This is a genomic window from Pseudomonas fluorescens (genome assembly GCF_002022275.1).
In the GTDB taxonomy this organism is placed as follows: Bacteria; Pseudomonadota; Gammaproteobacteria; order Pseudomonadales; family Pseudomonadaceae; genus Aquipseudomonas; species Aquipseudomonas fluorescens_AJ.
Genome location: NZ_MSDF01000008.1, coordinates 85,856 through 104,964 on the forward strand (window position 1 = coordinate 85,856; position 19,109 = coordinate 104,964).

Here is a 19,109-nt window from a genome sequence, read left to right on the forward strand (position 1 = left end):
GGGTCTCAGTGAAAGACCGAGGTGTCTGCATCGCAGGCAAGCCAGCTCCCACACTAGAGCGGTGCCACCTTCACGTGAGTGTTACACCGGGCGTCAGCGCTGCCGGCAGCACCAAACTCGGGGTCTCAAGCGAGGCCACCGGGTACGCGCAATAATCCGCCGCGTAATACGCACTGGCGCGATGGTTGCCCGACGCCCCTACCCCGCCAAACGGCGCGGTGCTGGCAGCGCCGGTCAGTTGCTTGTTCCAGTTGACGATCCCGGCACGGCTCTCCAGCCAGAACTGCTGGTAACGCGCTTCGGAGTCCGACAACAAGCCCGCGGCCAAACCGTATTGGGTGTTGTTGGCCTCGGCAATCGCCGCTTCAAAATCAGCGTAGCGGATCACCTGCAACAACGGGCCGAACAATTCCTCATCTTCACGCTCGGTCACACCGGTCACATCAATGATGCCCGGGGTCAGCAACGCCGCCTGATCCTGTGGCTGAGTCATTTCCAGCAGGGCCACGGCACCATTGGCCAACATCAACTCCTGGGCCTCCATCAAGGCTTTGGCCGCGCCGAGGGAAATCACCGAGCCCATGAATGGCGGTGGCTGCTGATCAAACGCGCCGACTTCGATGGTCGTGCTGACCGCCACCAGACGCGCCAGCAACGCGTCGCCCCACGCGCCTTCCGGCACCAGCAGGCGGCGCGCACAGGTGCATCGTTGGCCGGCGGAAATAAACGCCGACTGAATAATCGTGTAGACCGCCGCGTCCACGTCGGCCACTTCGTCCACCACCAGCGGGTTGTTGCCGCCCATTTCCAGCGCGAGGATTTTGTCCGGGCGCCCGGAGAATTGCTGGTGCAGGTGATTGCCGGTGCGGCTGGAACCGGTAAAGAACAACCCGTCGATACCCGGGTTGGCCGCCAGCGCAATGCCGGTTTCCCGTGCACCTTGCAGCAGGTTCAACACGCCCGCCGGCAAACCGGCTTCGATCCAGCATTGCACGGTCAGCTCGGCGACTTTAGGGGTCAACTCGCTTGGTTTGAACAATACGGTGTTACCCGCCAGCAGCGCCGGAACGATATGCCCGTTCGGCAAGTGGCCCGGGAAGTTGTAAGGGCCGAACACCGCCACCACACCGTGGGGCTTGTGGCGCAACGCGGCGGTGGCGTCGCCCAAGGGGCCGCTCTTTTCGCCGGTGCGCTCGCGGTAGCTCTGTACCGAAATCGCGATCTTGTTGGCCATGCTGGTGACTTCAGTCGCCGATTCCCACAGCGGCTTGCCGGTTTCCTCACCGATGCAGCGGGCGATTTCATCGGCGCGGCTCTTCAGCGTGGCCGCGAAGGTTTCCAGCACGCCGATACGCTCTTCCAGCGAACGCTTGGCCCAGGCGGGAAACGCTTGGCGCGCGGCCTGCACGGCGGACTCAACTTGCTCTGCCGTGGCGCCATTACCGGCCCACAGCACCTGCTGGGTCACCGGGTTGCGCGACTCAAACAACTCACCCTGGCCAGCGAGCCAGCTGCCTGCGATATACAGCGAATTCATTATTTCGACTCCCGAGCAGCGGACAACGGAACAGCACGCACTTGATCACCCACCACCAGTTGCAAGCGTTTGGCGGTCTGTGGATCGACCACCAGCGTGCCTGCCGCCAGACGGGCCGGAGCGGCGGTAATGCGGCACTCCTCACGCTTGCGGTTATGGATCAGGAACGGCGTGGCGTCGTCCCCCGGCGTACCGATGGCCAACACCAGCGACTGGCTGTCGCGCACCGCACGGATCTTGGAGGTTTCACATTCCACCGCAGGTCCCGCGTCGAAAATATCAACATAACCCTGGTAGCTGAACCCTTCACTCTTAAGCATGCTCAGCGCCGGCTCGGTGTCCGGGTGGACCTTGCCGATCACGTTGCGCGCATCCTCAGACAGGAAGCAGCTGTACAGCGGAAACTTCGGCATCAGCTCAGCGATAAACGCCTTGTTGCCCACGCCGGTGAGGTAGTCAGCCTGGCTGAATTCCATCTTGAAAAAGTGACGGCCCAGGCTCTCCCAGAACGGCGAACGCCCGGCATCGTTGGACACGCCGCGCATCTCGGCAATGATCTTGTTGCCGAACAATTGCGGGAACTCGGCGATAAACAGCATGCGCGCCTTGGCCAACATGCGGCCGTTGAGGCCGGTGCGGTAATCGGCGTGCAGGAACAACGAGCACAGCTCGGAATTGCCGGTGAGGTCGTTGGCCAGAAACAGCGTCGGGATTTCGCGGTAGATATTCAGTTCCTGAGAGGCGCTGACCGTCAGGCCGACCCGGAAGTTGTACCAGGGCTCGCGCAGGCCAACGGCGCCGGCAATGGCGGAAATGCCCACCACGCGGCCTTCGTCGTTTTCCAGCACGAACAGGTAGTCGGCATCGCCACGCCCGGCATCGCCGCGAAAGGTTTTTTCCGCCCAGCCAACCCGGTGGGTCAGGCGCTCTTCATTGGCCGGCAAGGTGGTGAGGCCGGTGCCGGTGCTGCGCGCCAAGTCAATCAGGGCCGGTAAATCGCTGCTGCGTACGGGACGAACGATCATGCTATCTCCTCGAACGGGCCGCTGTTGTCAGCCACCCGCGAAACTCTGTTGTTAGACCGCAACCAGACGCACACTGGCGCCTTCACCCACGCCCAGCGCTTCGGCTGTCGCCAGGTCCAGGGTCACCGGCTTGCCCGGCGCGTAGTCCAGATCCAGCATCACCGCGCGGTAATCCTGCAACTGCGCGTTGCTCACCAGGTACTGACGGCCCACACCCTTGACCATCTCGCCGATCTTCACCGGCACCACGCGGCTCTGGGCGATCGAGCGAATGCCCGAGACCCGTGCGTGCAGCGTCGGGCCGCCGTCGAAGATGTCGATGTAGTGGTCGGTCTCGAAGCCTTCGCGCATCAGGATGTCGAAGGTGATCTGCGCACGCGGGTGCACTTGGCCCATGGCTTCCTGGGCTTCATCCGGCAGCAGCGGCACGTAGATCGGGTAATGCGGCATCAGCTCGGCGAGGAACGTACGACTTTTCAGCCCGCACAGGCGCTCGGCGGCGGCGTAGTTGAGGTCGAAGAAATTGCGGCCGATGGCGTCCCAGAACGGCGAATCACCGTTCTCGTCGCTGTAGCCCACTATTTCGGTCACCACCGAGTCGGCAAAGCGCTCGGGGTGGCTGGCGACAAACAGCAGGCGGCCACGGGAATTGAGTTCCGACCACGGCGAACCGACCAGCTCCGGCACCACGTAGAAACTGGTGAGCAGGCTGTTGCCGGTGAGGTCGTGGCACTGGGAAAGCACGTGGATCTTGTTGTGGATCTTCAGCTCGCGGGACGCGTGCACAAAGGTTTCGTTACGGAAGCTGTAGAACGGTTCCGAGTAACCGGCCGAGGCGACGATGGCCGAGCAACCGGCGAGCTTGCCGGTCTCGGTGTCTTCGAGCACGAAGAAATAGCTTTCTTCGCCGTTGAAACTGACCTCGGCCGCGAAGGACGCTTCGCTGGCGGCGATCTTGTCGCTCAGGCGTTCCACATCATCCGGCAAGGAGGTGACACCAATCGGGCTGTCCGCAGCCAGACGCTGTACCTCGCCCAGATCAGCCATTTGCGCGGGGCGCATCACCAGCATGGTGTCACTCCTTAACTCGAAAAACTCACAGAGGGAAAAATGCCGGACAGGGAATCTGAGCTCACATAGATATCAATGTGCAAGCAGCTCCCACATTTTTGATCCAGGCCGCGGCAAATAAAGGTGTCGCTATCAGGCTTGCGTCAACGCTTTCACAGCACGTTCAAAACGATCCAGACCTTCGTTGATGTCCGCCTCTTCCACCACCAGGCTCGGCGCGAAACGCACCACATCCGGGCCGGCTTGCAGGATCATCAGGTTTTCTTTCTCGGCCGCGTTGAACACGTCCTTGGCTTTGCCTTTGAACGCATCACTGAGTACACAACCGATCAACAGACCGATGCCGCGCACTTCGGTGAAGATGCCATATTGCTTGCCGATCTGTTCCAGGCGCGCCTTGAACAGGTCGTGTTTGGCGTTCACACCGGCCAGCACTGCTGGGGTGTTGATCACGTCGATCACCGCTTCAGCTACCGCACACGCCAGCGGGTTGCCGCCGTAGGTGGTGCCGTGGGTGCCGACAACCAGGTGTTTGGCCAGCGCTTCGGTGGTGAGCATCGCCGCAATCGGGAAACCGCCGCCCAGGCTCTTGGCGCTGGTGAGGATGTCCGGCACCACGCCGTAATGCTGATACGCAAACAGGTGGCCGCTGCGGCCCATACCGGTTTGCACTTCGTCGAACACCAGCAGTGCGTTGTTCGCGTCGCACAGTTCGCGGGCGCCTTGCAGGTAAGCCAGCTCGGCCGGCAACACGCCGCCTTCGCCCTGGATCGGTTCCAGCACCACGGCGCAGGTCTTGTCCGAAACGGCCGCTTTCAGCGCGTCCAGATCGTTGTAAGGCACGTGGGTGATGCCGGTGATTTTCGGGCCGAAACCATCGGAGTACTTGGACTGGCCACCGACGTTGACGGTGAACAGGGTACGGCCGTGGAAGCTGTTCAGTGCGGCGATGATCTCGTACTTCTCAGTGCCGAAACGGTCGAACGCGACGCGACGGGCCAGCTTGAACGCGGCCTCGTTGGCTTCGGCGCCGGAGTTGCAGAAGAACACGCGCTCGGCAAAGGTGGCGTCGATCAGCTTGTGCGCCAGGCGCAAGGCAGGCTCATTGGTGAAGACGTTGGAGACATGCCACAGCTTGTTGGCCTGTTCGGTCAACGCACCGACCAGCGCCGGGTGGGCGTGGCCCAACACGTTGACCGCGATGCCGCCGGCAAAGTCGATCAGCTCGCGACCCGCCTGGTCCCACACGCGCGAACCTTCGCCACGCACAGGAATGAATGCGGCCGGTGCGTAGTTAGGCACCATGACCTGGTCGAAATCGGCACGTTGCACCGGGGCTTGCTCAACGGACATCGGAGTCTCCTGAAGAGGAACGCCTGCCTGGAACTGGCGGGCGATGCAGGGATTGTAAGGACAGTTTTCAGCGCGGCCTTGCCGCCAAGCGACAACTTCTTATAGCGCCAACCCGCGATTTTGGCGGGTTTACGCCAATGCGACAAATAGCATCGCAATGGCGCAGTTTAAACGGTGTGCTGCTGGAGAGGCAGAGGCACGGCTCGCTGATTTTTTCTGCTCGCTTGATCTATCTACAGCTCCGGCGGCCATCAAGCTGATGTGATGACGGTAAAGCCACTCACTGAAGGATTCGCCGCGTGTCCACGCTGACTTTAACCCCTATCACTCAACACCTTGTAGAAGCAGCGAGCCGAGTGCCCGCCGGGGTTCATACGCACCTGCCGAAATGGCTTGGAAATGCCTCGAGCGTCAGGCGTCATGCCTTGAAAAACATCCAACTGGAATTTTCCGCCTGGCAGGGTGATGCCGATCGCTTGCAACACGCCCCCCTGAAAAAAGCCGTGCAGACCAGCTGGGAGGCGCAAAACAGAGTCGATACGGCCCTCGCAACGCTCCAGTCCCCCCAAGCCTTCGCGGCGCCGTTACTGCAAGAGGCACTCAAGCAGCAGTTTGGCGTTGAGTCCGATGTCAGTACCACCTATCTGCGCCTGTATAAGCCTTTGACCTTACCCTTAACCCCCATTGAAACGGGCGCCAAACCCTGGACCGTGTCGCTGGTGGAGGCCGCGCTGCACAATTTCGACGCGGGTGAAGGCAAAACAACGGCTTACACCGCAGAGTCGACCTTCATTACCGAACCGTCCCCCGCCGGGCAATTCGACACGCTGCCAGGGGTGCGCGAGCAGATCAGCACCGCGCAATTCATCGGGCTGTGCCGCCTGCTGGATATCGGCGCGCACTATCAGCGCTACCTCAAGCGTTTTTTCGGGTTCCAGGACGCTGTTCTCAAAGCCCAGCTACGCAACAAGGTCATCCAGAGCCTGAAAGCCGACGCGCAAACCAGCCTGCAAATGGCGCGACTGAACAAGGATGTGACGCCTACGGTCTTTGATGCGCTTGGCCGCTGCCTGAATAACCTTGGCGCCGAGCTTGCCGGTAAGCCGCTGCTCAGTCACGACCTGAACCTGATGAACGCGCCACTGACCGGCATCGTACTGTTCGCCCCCGATCTGGAGTCACATCGCAGCGCGGCCCCGGTCGTGGCCTACATTCCCGGCGACCCACAGTCCCCGCTCAAGTACTACCTCAACGGCGCAGCGTTCATGCAAGACCTGGCCAACAAGCTACGCAACACTGACTACCAGGCGTTTTTCAGCCGCTTCGTCAACCAGGAACACCGTGGCTACTTCTTTGCTGGCCTCAACAGCCGCTTATCGCAAGTGGTCTGGCACAAGCACAGCGTTGGTGATCCACGACCCACTTGGCGCGACGAGCCGATAACCCAACCCCGATTGCAATTTTACGCAGAGAAAATCACCGGCGATCTGTACGAACACCTGTACGAAAGCAAACTCAACAAGCTGCTCAATGATGCGCGGGTGACAGCCATCTCCACCGCCGACGCCGATAGCAAGGCACGCTGGCAACGCTGGGACATTGTGCAAAAAATCGGTAAAGCCATTCTCGAAATCGCCGCGTTCATTGCCGCGCCCTTCATTCCCCCGCTGGGGTTGCTGATGCTCGGCTATACCGCCTATCAACTGCTTGATGAAGTCTTCGAAGGCATCATCGATTGGGCCGAAGGCCTCAAGAAGCAGGCATTCGGGCACCTGATGTCCATCCTTGAACAAATGCTTCAATTGGGCATGTTCGCGGTCGGCGCACCCATTGCCGAGGGCCTGCTGCGACAGGCGCTGCCGAAGGAGCTGTGGAGCTTTTTCGACTCACTCACGCCGGTCACTAGCAACGGCAAAACCCGCCTGTGGAACCGCGACCTGAAACCCTATGCCCATGAGATTCAACTGGGCGCGGGGGCACGCCCTGACGCGCAGGGGCTGCATGCCCATGCAGGCAAACAAGTCCTGGCGCTCAACGGGCAGCATTTTTCCGTCAAGCAACACACGGGCGACGCTTTCCTTGCACACCCCACCCGTGCGCACGCCTACCGCCCGCGGATAATCGGCAATGGCAAGGGTGCCTGGATAACCCCACAAGATCGTCCGATGACGTGGGATCGCAACACCCTGCTGCGTCGCCTCGGCCCGCCGGCAGACGGCGTCAGTGACGCCGGCCTTGAATTGGCTCAACGCATCAGCGGGACCGACGATGGCGCCCTGCGCAAAATGTACCTGGACCGCCAGCCGCCGCCCCCGCTGCTGGTCGACGCACTCAAGCGCGTCAGGATCGATGAGCAGTTACAGGCCTTCATCGACCAGATGAACAGTGACGATCCTCTGATTTATCAAAAAGCCGATTCGCAAACCCAACTATGGCTGCTGAGCCAGACTGGCTTGTGGCCCGAATCCAAGACGCTGAGGTTTCTCAACGCAAAAGGTGAAACCGTCTGGGAGCATCAAGGTCACGAAAACGCCGCCGTGGCGCAAATACACGAAGCCCAGATGAACAATGGTGACCTGCTGAAAACCTTGCTGGAGACCTTGAACGAGAAAGAGCGCAAAGCCTTGCTTGAGGAAGAACCCCACACGCCCACCGTACCGATGCACCTGCGCACCGCGACACTGCGCAAACGGTTGGCGCGCCGGGCCCAGGACGAACGCGCCAGCCTGTTTGCCTCGCACTATCGAAAAATGGAGGTAACCGATAACGCGCGCCTGCAAAAAATCATCGACACCACCTCCAGCCTGCCAAAGAGCGCTGCCGAGGAGGTTTTACGTGGCGCCACGGGTCAAGAGTTGCTGGACATCGATCAAGGCAAAATGCCCCCATCGGTGATTGAGCGCGCACGCTGGGCGGCCCATGAAGTGCGCATCAGCCGGGCCCATGAAGGACTGTACATGGACGCCCTGCAAAGCAACGACACATACCGCCTCGCCCTGCATTCGCTGGAAAACCTGCCGGGATGGTCGCCGCAGGTGCGCCTGGTCATTACCGATTTCAGCCGTACGGGCAGGGTACGAGATGCTATCGGTAGCCCCCAGGCGCCGACACAACGCACGCTCGTGTGCACGGTCGGAGGCGATTACATTCCCGACGACGGCAAGGGCACCCTGTTTGGAGCAACCGACTTTTATACGGCCGTGCTCCAGGCACTGCCTGACGCGCAGCGTAACGCACTGGGCATTCACATCGGCCAAGGCCCGCGGCTGAGGCAAACCCTGCGTCAACACACCCTGACGCGCGAAGCGCTGGGCACTCTGCTGGCCGATCACCCCCTGCGCAAACCCTTTTACGATCCGAGCCTGATGCGCCTGCCCGGCGGCATGGAGAGCTACACCGCTCCTTCCGCAACACCGGACAGCAGCCTGGATGCGCAGCTATTGCACGAGCTCTACCCCCGCCTGACCCCGGTACAGGGCGCCCGTGCTTTGACCTTCATTCGAGGTCAGCCTGGTTCTGCACTGCGCACGCTTCAATACCTGAAGAACGAGTTTTCACACCTCGAAAACAGCCTATCGACCTGGCGCCTCAACGCTCCGCAAACCTTGCTCGGCACTGAAATACCCCTCCCTTTCTCGACAATCGTCAATGAGCGACTCGCTCGCGAGAGATGGGTTCGCCAGCTGATCAGTGCCTGGCGCCATGAAGCTCCACCTGATCCAGCCTATAGCGAAGGCCACTTATTGGAACTCGACCCCGTATACGGCGAACTCCCCAGTGTGAATACACGCTTTAACTTCATTTCCAGTCTGCATTTGAAGGGCTACCACACCACCCGAGACGCACCCGCCTTCCTGACTCACTTCCCCGATCTGCGCGCGTTGGACATCCGCGATATTGCCCTCAACACAATCCCCGCAGAGGTCATGGGGATGCCTCATCTCAACAGCCTGACGATGCGCAACTGCAACCTCCACCTCTCCATCCAAAGCCGTGCAGACCTTGCCACGCTGACCGGGCTGCGACATCTGGATCTCGCTAACAACAACCAATTGTCGCTCTCCCCGGACCTTAGACCCATGGTCAACTTGCAGACGCTGAACCTGAGCCGCACCCACATTTCCCAATTTCCCGAAGGCTTGCTCAACCACCCTCAATTGACGAGTGCCAACCTGGGCAACAACTATTTGAGAAGGTTGCCCGCCACTCTCTTCGACGCCCCCCGAGAAACCGCCAGCATTTTTGATTTGTCAGGCAACCCCCTCTCACGCGCGACGCTTGCGCACATCAAGCGCTATTGCCAGCAGACCGGCGAACACTTTGGCGCGGACGCTCATCCCGCCGAACGTCGACTGGTCAATGAGCTTTACCCCACCTACACCGCCAATGAAGCCAATAACTTTATTTTCAGGCAACCCGGTGGGCTGGATGACTCGATGGCGATCCTGGTACGCCTGAAAGCAGACTACGAGCGTCTGCAAGCGGACTTGGGAGACTGGGCGGCGAACGTACCCGCAGAACACACGGGCGCGCCCCTGGACGAAGACGCCCGGGCGCGGCAACAAATCCTTCGAAACCAACTCAAGACACTGATGGAGGAAGGTTGGCGACGCGAGACCAGCCTGGATCCAGAACAGGAGCCCCCGACCAACTTCCACGACATGACGTTAACCATGCCGCTGCTCGGCGACCTGCCGGTGCTGCGGGTCGACTTTGAACCTATTTCCAGGCTGGAACTGAGGGCAGAGGGCACCACATCAATCCCAGAGGGTTTTCTCGAGCGTTTTCCCAACCTGGAAAGCCTGTTTGTCCACCGTTATACCTTGCAAGACATTCCCGCCGGCGTCTTCAAACTACCGAAGCTCAAGCGGCTTATTCTGGCTCAAAGCACTCTGCGCTTGACGCCTGAGAGCGCCGCAGGCTTGAGCGACCTGCACGCGCTTGAATACCTGGACCTGAGTCATAACACCGAATTGGGAATGTCCCCGGACGTCAGCAAAATGTCCGCACTGGAAACCCTGATGATCGAAAACGCCGGCCTGACCGAGCCCCCTCACGGAGTGTTCAACCTGCCACGGCTCGATGTACTGGACTTGAGCGACAACCGAATGACCGAGCTGCCTGACGATTTGTTTGAGTTAGACGCTGACCGGGCTGACAACTTCGATCTGGGCAGCAACGACTTCTCCCCTGAGACAAAAGCCAAGCTGCGCCATTACTACCGTCGTACCGCCGTGGACTTTAACGTGCCTGAAGCACGACAGCCCGAGGCAACGCTCAGCGACACCCAATCTGAAGAAGAGGGCGAGGAATAAAAACTCAGCCGCGCTCGGACGGCACCGACGACAGCTCGAACGGGCTGCTGCTGCGCCGCTGGTTGCGGTCTTCACGCGGGGTGGCGCCAAAGAAATTACGGTAGGCGCTGGAGAAGTGCGGCCCCGAGGAGAAGCCGCACGACAGGCCGATCTGGATGATCGACTTGCTGGTTTGCATCAACATCTGGCGTGCCTTGTTCAGGCGCAGTTCCAGGTAGTACTGGCTCGGGACGCGGTTGAGGTATTGCTTGAAGATGCGCTCGAGTTGTCGTCGCGACACGCACACGTGCTGGGCGATTTCGTCAGTGGTCAGCGGCTCTTCGATGTTGGCTTCCATCAGCAGAACGGCTTGGGTCAGCTTTGGATGGCTGGAACCCAGGCGGTTTTGCAGGGGAATGCGCTGGCGCTCGCCGCCTTCGCGGATGCGCTCCACCACCAATTCTTCGGACACCGCACCGGCCAGTTCGGCGCCGTGGTCACGGGCGAGTACCGCCAGCAGCAGGTCGAGTACCGACATGCCGCCGCAGGCGGTCAGGCGGTCGCGGTCCCAGTCAAACAGGTGGCTGGTGGCGATGACCTTGGGGAAACGCTCGGCGAAATCGTCCTGCCAGCGCCAGTGCACGGCGGCGCGGTAGCCATCCAGCAAGCCCAACTGGGCCAGCGGATAGACCCCGGCCGACAAACCGCCGATCACGCAACCGGCACGCACCAGCTGTTTGAGCGCGGTGCTCAGTTGCGAGGCAATCACGGTCGGCGGTTCGTCCGCCAGCAGGAACAGTTTCTGGAAACCTTCAAGCTTGCCGGCCCACGGCTCACCCGGCAGTTGCCAGGCGCCTTCGATGGACGGTTCGGCGAGCAGGAACGACAGCTCGTAAACCACGTCCGGATGCACCCGCTGAGCAACGCGCAAGGCCTCCTCAGCCAGCGCAAGCGTCAGGGCTTTTGTGCTGGGCCAAATCAGGAAACCAATTTTATGGGCGGTCATGGAGTGCTATCCGAAGCGAGTAACGGTAATGAAGACAAAGGCCAATGCTAGCCCGGAAACGAATACAAATCTCAAAACATGTGGAGATCCAATGTGGGAGCTGGCTTGCCTGCGATGGCGGTGGGTCAGTGGGCACATCTGTTTCTGATAGACCGCTATCGCAGGCAAGCCAGCTCCCACAGGGGAATTGGGCACATTCTCAAGACTGTGGAGCATGCACTCACTCAGTGCACAAAAGCAGTCTTGATTATTTCAAGCTACCCGACAAAAACTGCTGCAAACGCTCGGACTGAGGATTGACCAGCACTTCACGCGGGTTGCCACGTTCTTCAACAATGCCTTTGTGCAAGAACACCAGCTGGTTTGACACTTCACGGGCAAAGCCCATTTCGTGAGTCACCACCACCATGGTGCGGCCTTCCTGGGCCAGGTCCTGCATGACCTTGAGCACTTCACCGACCAGTTCCGGGTCGAGTGCCGAGGTCGGTTCGTCGAACAGCATCACCTCGGGCTCCATCGCCAGGGCACGGGCGATCGCCACGCGCTGCTGCTCGCCGCCGGACATGTGGCCGGGGAACGCATCCTTACGATGGCCCACGCCGACTTTCGCCAGGTAGTGCTCGGCCTTTTCACGCGCGTCTTTTTTCGACATGCCCAACACGTGCACCGGCGCTTCCATCACGTTTTCAAGCGCGGTCATGTGCGACCACAGGTTGAAGTGCTGGAACACCATCGACAGGCGCGAACGCATGCGCTGCAGCTGTTTCGGGTCGGCGGCCTTCATGGCACCGTCCTTGTTGGCCACCAGTTTCAGCTCTTCGTTGTTGAGCAGAATCTTGCCGGCGTGGGGTTGCTCGAGCAGGTTGATGCAGCGCAAAAAGGTACTTTTGCCCGAACCACTGGACCCGATGATGCTGATCACATCACCGGCCGCGGCGGCCAGGGACACGCCTTTGAGCACTTCATGACTGCCATAGCGTTTATGCAGGTCTTGGACTTCAAGTTTGTACATGCGGTCGGTTCTCACAAAAACAGGTGGTCAGTCGTTGAGCAAGCGCCCGTGACGCAGCGCTTCGCGCCCCGCCACCTTGGCCAGCCAGAAACCCGCTTGGGCATAACGTAGCCGTTCAACGGCAAACAACACCCCGGACGTGCCCGCGCGCACAATGCTCACGCGATCGGTCAGGGGATCAATCACTTCAAAAATGGGCTCGCCTTTTTCGATCACGTCACCCGCCTTGCGCAGGTAACTGATCACCCCGGCGTGGGGCGCGAACAACAATTCGGTGCCTTCAAAAGGCAGGCCTTCGCACGGTTCGTGTTGCGGTGCGGGCCACTCGCCTTTGATCAGGCCCTGCTCGGCGAGGAACGCGAGGATGCCTTCGGCGTGGAAGATCGCTTCATCGCGGCCGGTGTCGGCCTGGCCGCCCAGCTCCAGCGTCGTCGCCAGGCACGCCAAGGGAATCTGCGCCTCGGGAAACACCTGGGACAAACGCAGCCACGGCAGTGAACAGGCTTCATCAAACGAACTGCCGCCGGAGTCTTCCGCCAGCAGGCCGACTTTCACCCCCAGGTGCGCCGACAGCGAGCGCCACTGCGGCCAGTGCTGGGGCAGCGCGTACATGTGCAGCGCGGCCTCGGCGTCGCAATGCAGGTCGAGGACCACATCGGCGGTGCAGGCGTGGCTCAGTAATACACGTTGCATGCCCTGCAATTGGCTGCTCGGCGCAGGCAATGCGGCGAGGGCATCGGTCATCGCCTGGCGGATCATGCGCACATTGGCGTGGGGATCATCGCCGAGCTTGCCGTCGAGCAGCGTTGCGACCGGCTCGCTCAACTCAACAAAATCGCGGTTGAAATTCTTGCCGCTGCCAATCTCGAAACGCCCCTGGTGGCTGCCTTGCAGCAGCTGGCCCAGCCCCATCGGGTTGGCCACCGGTACCAGTTCGATCACGCCATTGAGGGCGCCTTGCGCTTCCAGTTCGGTCAGGCGCTTTTTCAGCTCCCAGGCCGCGCGCATCCCCGGCAATTCGTCGGCGTGCAAGCTGGCCTGGATATAAGCCTTGCGCTCGCCGCCGCCGAAACGAAACACGCTCAGCTGGCGCTCGCAGCCCAGGTGACCCCAGGGCAACAGGTGATCGATGCGTTCCATATCAATGCTTCCGTGGAGCCAGGTAGCTCAGCCAGCGGCCTTCGGCCAACTTGAACAAGCGCACCAGGATGAAAGTCAGGCACAGGTAGAACGCGCCGGCGGTGATATAGGCCTCAAACGGCAGGTAGAACTGCGCGTTCACCGTGCGCGCGGCACCGGTGATGTCGATCAGGGTCACGATGGACGCCAGGCTCGTGGTCTGCAGCATCATGATCACTTCGTTGCTGTACTGCGGCAGCGCCCGGCGCAGGGCCGACGGCAGCAGGATGCGGCGGTATAGCTTGTAACGCGACATGCCCATGGCCTTGGCCGCTTCGATCTCTCCATTCGGTGTGGCCCGCAGGCTACCGGCAATGATTTCGGCGGTGTAGGCGCTGGTGTTGATCGCAAAGGCCAGGCACGCGCAGAACGTGGCGCTGGACAGCAGCGGCCACAGGAAACTTTCGCGCACGGCGTCAAACTGGGCCAGGCCGTAGTAGATCAGGAACAACTGCACCAGCATCGGCGTGCCGCGAATCACGTAGGTGAACAGCCAGGCCGCGCCGTTGACGATCGGCTGCTTGGACACGCGCATCAAGCCCAGGGGCAAGGCGGCGAGCAGGCCGAAGAACAGCGAGATGGCGAGCAGTTTCAGGGTGGTCAGCAAGCCGCCGAGGTACAGCGGCATGGCCTCCCAAATGACGTTGTAGTCGAAGATCATAGATCAGCCGCCCTTACGCCTACCGAGTAGCGCTTCTCAAGGTAACGCAGGGCCAGCAACGAAACGCTGGTGATCACCAGGTACATCGCCGCCACTGCGAGGAAGAAGGTAAAAGGCTCGCGGGTGGCGTCTGCCGCCTGCTTGGCCTTGAACATCATGTCTTGCAGGCCCACCACCGAAATCAGCGCGGTGGCCTTGGTCAATACCAGCCAGTTGTTGGTAAAACCAGGGATGGCCAGCCGAATCATCTGCGGCACCATCACCCGGAAAAACACCTGGAAACTGCTCATGCCATACGCCAGGCCGGCTTCGGCCTGGCCCTTGGGAATGGCCATGAAGGCGCCACGAAACGTTTCCGAGAGGTAGGCGCCAAAGATGAAACCCAAGGTGCCGATACCGGCGGCCAAGGGGTTCAAGTCGATATAGTCGTCAAAGCCAAGCATCGGCGCGACGCGGTTAAGCAGGTCCTGACCGCCGTAGAAAATCAGCAGGATCAGCACCAGGTCGGGGATCCCGCGGATCACCGTGGAGTACAAGTCACCCAGCCAGGCCAGCCAGCGCACCGGCGACAGGCGTAACGCGACCCCGATCAGACCCAGAACGATGGCCAAGGCCATGGACGACAAGGCGAGCTGAAGCGTCAACCATGCGCCATCGAGGATGACGGCCCCGTAGCCTTTCAACATGATTCAGGTCCTCGAAAAGGGGGATGAAAAAATGGCGCAAACCTCAGGAATTCTGTTGCTTGCGCCATTTGGGACAGACAGCCGCGTCGAGTTACTTAGGGTCAGCGCCGTAAATATCGAAGTCGAAGTACTTGTCCTGGATTTTCTTGTATTCGCCGTTGGCACGGATCGCCGCGATGGCCGCGTTGATCTTGTCCAGGTCAGCCTTGTCGCCTTTGCGCACTGCGATGCCGACGCCGTCGCCGAAGTATTTAACGTCGGTGAATTGTGGGCCTACAAACGCGTAGCCTTTACCGGCCGGGGTTTTCAGGAAGCCGTCTTGCAGCAGGGTGGCGTCAGCTACGGTGCCGTCGAGGCGACCGGCTTCTACGTCCAGGTAGATTTCGTTCTGCGAGCTGTAAGGAACCACGGTGGCGCCTTTAGGGGCCAGGACTTCCTTGGCGAAGCGATCGTGGATCGAACCGCGCTGCACGCCGATTTTCTTGCCTTTCAATTCATCCAGGCTGTCGCTGACGGTGGTGCCTTCCTTCATCACCAGGCGCGCCGGGGTCAGGTAGTAGCGGGTGGTGAAGTCCACGGACTTCTTGCGGTCTTCGGTGATGGACATGGACGACAGGATCGCGTCGATCTTGCGCACTTTCAGCGCCGGGATCAGGCCGTCGAACTCTTGCTCGACCCACACACACTTGACCTTCATCTCTGCGCACAGGGCGTTGCCGATGTCGTAGTCAAAACCCACGATGCTGCCATCCGGCGCCTTCGAGGCAAACGGAGGGTAAGCCGCTTCGATACCAATCTTCAGGGGCTTCTCATCAGCGAAAGCCTGCATGGACAGCACGGACAGCGCCAGGGCGCCCAACAGCACGAGTTTCTTCATCTTGGGACTCCATCGGTATAGGGCAATAAGCAGTATGAGCCAGGGCCCACCATGCGACTTAAATGAAACCGAATAGCGGTGCTGCGTCCTACACCGGTTCAACACCGGAGACGACGAGCGAGTGATCGGCATTCTAACGACAGGCCGGAAGCCGATATTTCCTCAATGCGACAACAATTTACAGAAGCACTGAGAAAGCGGATCCAGCACATTGACAGCCTCTGTTTTTTATGCAGAGACAAAAGATATTAAACCTGTTGATGCTGCAAATAGCGGGCCTATTATTCGCAAACCCTTCTAGCACGGCAAGTCTGGCGTTTAATCTTATTTCCGGGGGTGTCTGGAATGGGGTTTTTCGGGGCGTTGGCGTAGCGCATTGCCTCAGGATTGGGCGCGGGGTTACACATTTCGCGGTGGCGGTAACATTCGGAAATGCCCTACATGAAAAACCGATATTTATTGGCTTGGTGGTTAAGCGGTCCTGTAAGCCACCACTGACAGTCACTGTGAAATGCATTCCACCTGTGGGAGCTGGCTTGCCTGCGATAGCAATCCATCAGTTCGCCCACCTGCGCCTGACACACCCTCATCGCAGGCAAGCCAGCTCCCACATTTGATCTCCATGAGTTTCGAGATCCCACAAAAAAGCCCCACCCGGCGTTCACCGAATGGGGCTCTGTACGCGGCCTTAGGCGGCGTTCATGCCCTTGTGCGTCTCAATCAAATGCGCCACCACCCCCGGATCAGCCAGGGTGGAGATATCCCCCAACCCGTCATATTCAGCCGTGGCAATCTTGCGCAGAATCCGTCGCATGATTTTCCCCGAGCGCGTCTTCGGCAACCCCGGCGCCCACTGAATCACATCCGGCGAAGCAATCGGCCCGATCTCCTTACGCACCCAGTTTTTCAGCTCCAGGCGCAACGCTTCATTCGGCTCTTCGCCGTTTTTCAGCGTGACATACACATAAATGCCCTGCCCCTTGATGTCATGCGGCACACCCACCACAGCGGCCTCAGCGACTTTCGGGTGCGCAACCATGGCACTTTCAATCTCGGCAGTGCCCATGCGGTGGCCGGACACGTTCAACACGTCGTCCACACGCCCGGTGATCCACCAGTAGCCGTCCTCATCGCGACGCGCGCCGTCACCGGTGAAGTACATGCCACGGAAGGTCTTGAAATAGGTATCAACAAAACGGTCATGGTCGCCGTACAGCGTGCGCGCCTGGCCCGGCCACGAATCGAGGATCACCAGATTGCCTTCGGCGGCGCCTTCGATGATGTTGCCCAGGTTGTCCACCAGCGCCGGCACCACGCCAAAGAATGGCCGCGCCGCCGAACCCGGCTTGAGTGCGTGCGCACCCGGCAGCGGGCTCATCAGGGTGGCGCCGGTTTCGGTCTGCCACCAGGTATCGACGATTGGGCAACGGGATTGGCCGACATTCTTGTAGTACCAGTCCCACGCTTCCGGGTTAATCGGCTCACCCACCGAACCGAGCAAACGCAAGCTGCTGCCGTCCACGCCTTCGCACGCCGCAGTGCCAGACGCCATCATCGCGCGGATCGCGGTTGGCGCGGTGTAGAGGATATTGACCTTGTGCTTGTCGACGATTTTGCCGACGCGGGTGATGTCCGGGTAGTTCGGCACGCCTTCGAACAGCAGCGTGGTCGCGCCATTCGCCAGCGGGCCGTAGACGATATAGGTGTGGCCGGTGACCCAGCCGACGTCGGCGGTGCACCAGTAGATTTCGCCCGGGCGGTAGTCGAACACGCGCTCGTGGGTCAGGGCGGCGTAGAGCAGGTAACCGCCGGTGGTGTGTTGCACGCCCTTCGGCTTGCCGGTGGAGCCGGAGGTATAAAGGATGAACAGGGCTTCTTCAGCGCCCATCTCTTTCGGCGCGCACACGGTGCCCGCCACTTTCATCAGGTCTTCGTACCAGATGTCGCGATGCTGGTTCCACTTGATCGCGCCATTGGTGCGCTTGCACACGATGACTTTCTGGATGCTGCTGGTTTCCGGGTTGGTCAGCGCGTCGTCGACGTTAGCCTTCAGCGGAATCTTCTTACCGGCGCGGATGCCTTCGTCGGCCGTGATCACCACCTTCGACTTACAGTCGATGATGCGACCGGCCAGGGCTTCCGGGGAAAAACCGCCAAACACCACCGAGTGAATCGCACCGATGCGGGTACACGCCAGCATGGCGACCACCGCCTCGGGGATCATCGGCATATAGATAGTCACCACGTCGCCGCGGTGCACATCCTGGCCGCGCAAGGCGTTGGCGAACTTGCAGACTTCTTCATGCAGCTCGCGGTAGGTGATGGTGCGGCTTTCGGAGGGGTCGTCGCCTTCCCAGATGATTGCCGCCTGGTCGCCGCGCTCGGCGAGGTGACGGTCCAGGCAGTTGTAGGAAACGTTCAGGGTGCCATCGGCAAACCATTTGATGTCGACATGGTGGTCGTCGAAAGAGGTCTGCTTCACCGCGGTGAAAGGCTTGACCCAGTCAAGGCGCTTGGCTTGCTCGCGCCAGAAGCCATCGGGGTTGACCACCGACTGCTGGTACATGGCCTTGTAAGTCGCCTCGTCGGTCAGCGTGTTGGCTGCTACTTCGGGGCGAACGGGGTACAGGGAAGCCGCACTCATCTTTCTTACCTCGGTGACAATCGTTGTTTTTGTATGCCCTGTTGTAGCCGGGGCGCCCCCATAGAACCATTCGACGATGGTAGTAACAAGCCCCTACAAATTGCCATGCCATACCCATTTACGGCTCTGGCCCGCGCCCTGTGGCGCTTTGCGGCTTGATGAAAAAAGCTTTACCACGGGATTGTTACAAAAACCGCCAATAGTGTTTATCAAAAGCACGGGTATATGAATATAACCCGCAGGCCTAAAATCAACTCCGCCAACAAGGCACCGTGATTAACAACGCAACAGCCCCCACGAAGGCAACGTTAATCCGAACTTCCCAACTCTTAAGTTACACACGTGGCCTCACAAGGGCCTCGTGACCCCTTTCGCCCTGAAGAAGGTAAATACCGCAATGAAAGCTTTAATAGTTATGGCCCTCAGCAGCTTGTGCGCCACCGCCGCCCTGGCCGATGAAGCCCCGACTGAACTGGCCGACCAGAACGCACCGTTGGTTGAGGACTACACCTACAGCACCCACTTGGACGTTGCCAAAGTACTCTCCATGAGTGAAGTTCCGGAAGTGTGCGAAGTTGTTCCAGTGCAAATGGAATATGAAGACTCACAAGGTCAGCGGCATATTCTGAACTATCAAGTCATGGGCAATGGCTGCTCTAACGGGTAATAACTTCCCACATTTAATTCCTTATTCGCCGCAAGAAATCGTTCTTGCGGCAAGCACCCACCTCAAACCCGGTGAAGCTCCAATGTGGGAGCTGGCT

The 19,109-nt window shown here is 60.1% G+C and carries 13 protein-coding genes; 2 read left to right on the top strand and 11 right to left on the bottom strand.

The annotated features are described in order from the left end of the window. Positions 1–70 precede the first annotated feature (70 nt). From astD to BFW87_RS04190, 4 genes are all read right to left on the bottom strand, one after another. The gene (gene astD, locus BFW87_RS04175; protein ID WP_176159706.1) at positions 71–1,540 is read right to left on the bottom strand and encodes a succinylglutamate-semialdehyde dehydrogenase; all 1,470 of its coding nucleotides are present in this window, start codon (positions 1,538–1,540) and stop codon (positions 71–73) included. After that, positions 1,537–2,562: an arginine N-succinyltransferase gene (astA, locus tag BFW87_RS04180; RefSeq protein WP_078738706.1), complete on the bottom strand. Its 1,026-nt coding sequence runs from the start codon at positions 2,560–2,562 to the stop codon at positions 1,537–1,539. The genes astD and astA overlap by 4 nt, the downstream gene beginning before the upstream one ends. Before the next feature lie 51 nt (positions 2,563–2,613). Beyond that, on the bottom strand, positions 2,614–3,633 hold the full coding sequence (aruF, locus tag BFW87_RS04185; protein ID WP_078738707.1) for an arginine/ornithine succinyltransferase subunit alpha: 1,020 nt from the start codon (positions 3,631–3,633) through the stop codon (positions 2,614–2,616). A 132-nt stretch (positions 3,634–3,765) separates the two neighbouring features. Next, the gene (locus BFW87_RS04190) at positions 3,766–4,986 is read right to left on the bottom strand and encodes an aspartate aminotransferase family protein (protein ID WP_078738708.1); all 1,221 of its coding nucleotides are present in this window, start codon (positions 4,984–4,986) and stop codon (positions 3,766–3,768) included. A 425-nt stretch (positions 4,987–5,411) separates the two neighbouring features. On the opposite strand from BFW87_RS04190, the gene BFW87_RS04195 reads away from it, so the two are divergent. Beyond that, positions 5,412–10,301: a leucine-rich repeat domain-containing protein gene (locus BFW87_RS04195; RefSeq protein ID WP_254865850.1), complete on the top strand. Its 4,890-nt coding sequence runs from the start codon at positions 5,412–5,414 to the stop codon at positions 10,299–10,301. A 4-nt stretch (positions 10,302–10,305) separates the two neighbouring features. Here the strand turns inward: BFW87_RS04195 and BFW87_RS04200 are convergent, their stop codons facing one another. The 7 genes from BFW87_RS04200 to acs form a co-directional block, all read right to left on the bottom strand. After that, positions 10,306–11,286: a GlxA family transcriptional regulator gene (locus BFW87_RS04200; RefSeq protein WP_078738710.1), complete on the bottom strand. Its 981-nt coding sequence runs from the start codon at positions 11,284–11,286 to the stop codon at positions 10,306–10,308. Positions 11,287–11,533: 247 nt separating this feature from the next. Further along, positions 11,534–12,298, bottom strand: coding sequence for an ABC transporter ATP-binding protein (locus tag BFW87_RS04205; protein WP_003214336.1), 765 nt, complete (start codon positions 12,296–12,298; stop codon positions 11,534–11,536). Between the two features lie 27 nt (positions 12,299–12,325). Continuing rightward, on the bottom strand, positions 12,326–13,438 hold the full coding sequence (locus tag BFW87_RS04210; protein WP_078738711.1) for a succinylglutamate desuccinylase/aspartoacylase family protein: 1,113 nt from the start codon (positions 13,436–13,438) through the stop codon (positions 12,326–12,328). A 1-nt stretch (position 13,439) separates the two neighbouring features. Beyond that, positions 13,440–14,138 (bottom strand): ABC transporter permease, encoded by a 699-nt coding sequence (locus tag BFW87_RS04215; protein ID WP_078738712.1) that lies wholly within the window; start codon positions 14,136–14,138, stop codon positions 13,440–13,442. Then, entirely contained in the window at positions 14,135–14,824 is a 690-nt protein-coding gene (locus BFW87_RS04220) for an ABC transporter permease (RefSeq protein ID WP_078738713.1), read from the bottom strand. Before BFW87_RS04220 ends, BFW87_RS04215 begins: the two co-directional genes overlap by 4 nt. A gap of 91 nt (positions 14,825–14,915) precedes the next feature. Further along, a complete protein-coding gene (locus BFW87_RS04225) occupies positions 14,916–15,701 on the bottom strand; it encodes an ABC transporter substrate-binding protein (RefSeq protein WP_078738714.1) in 786 nt (261 codons plus the stop codon). Positions 15,702–16,389: 688 nt separating this feature from the next. Next, complete coding sequence (gene acs / locus BFW87_RS04230) at positions 16,390–18,345, bottom strand: acetate--CoA ligase (protein ID WP_078738715.1); 1,956 nt, start codon at positions 18,343–18,345, stop codon at positions 16,390–16,392. Positions 18,346–18,742: 397 nt separating this feature from the next. Between acs and BFW87_RS04235 the strand changes: the two genes are divergently transcribed. Continuing rightward, a complete protein-coding gene (locus BFW87_RS04235) occupies positions 18,743–19,012 on the top strand; it encodes a DUF2790 domain-containing protein (protein ID WP_078738716.1) in 270 nt (89 codons plus the stop codon). Positions 19,013–19,109: the final 97 nt, after the last annotated feature.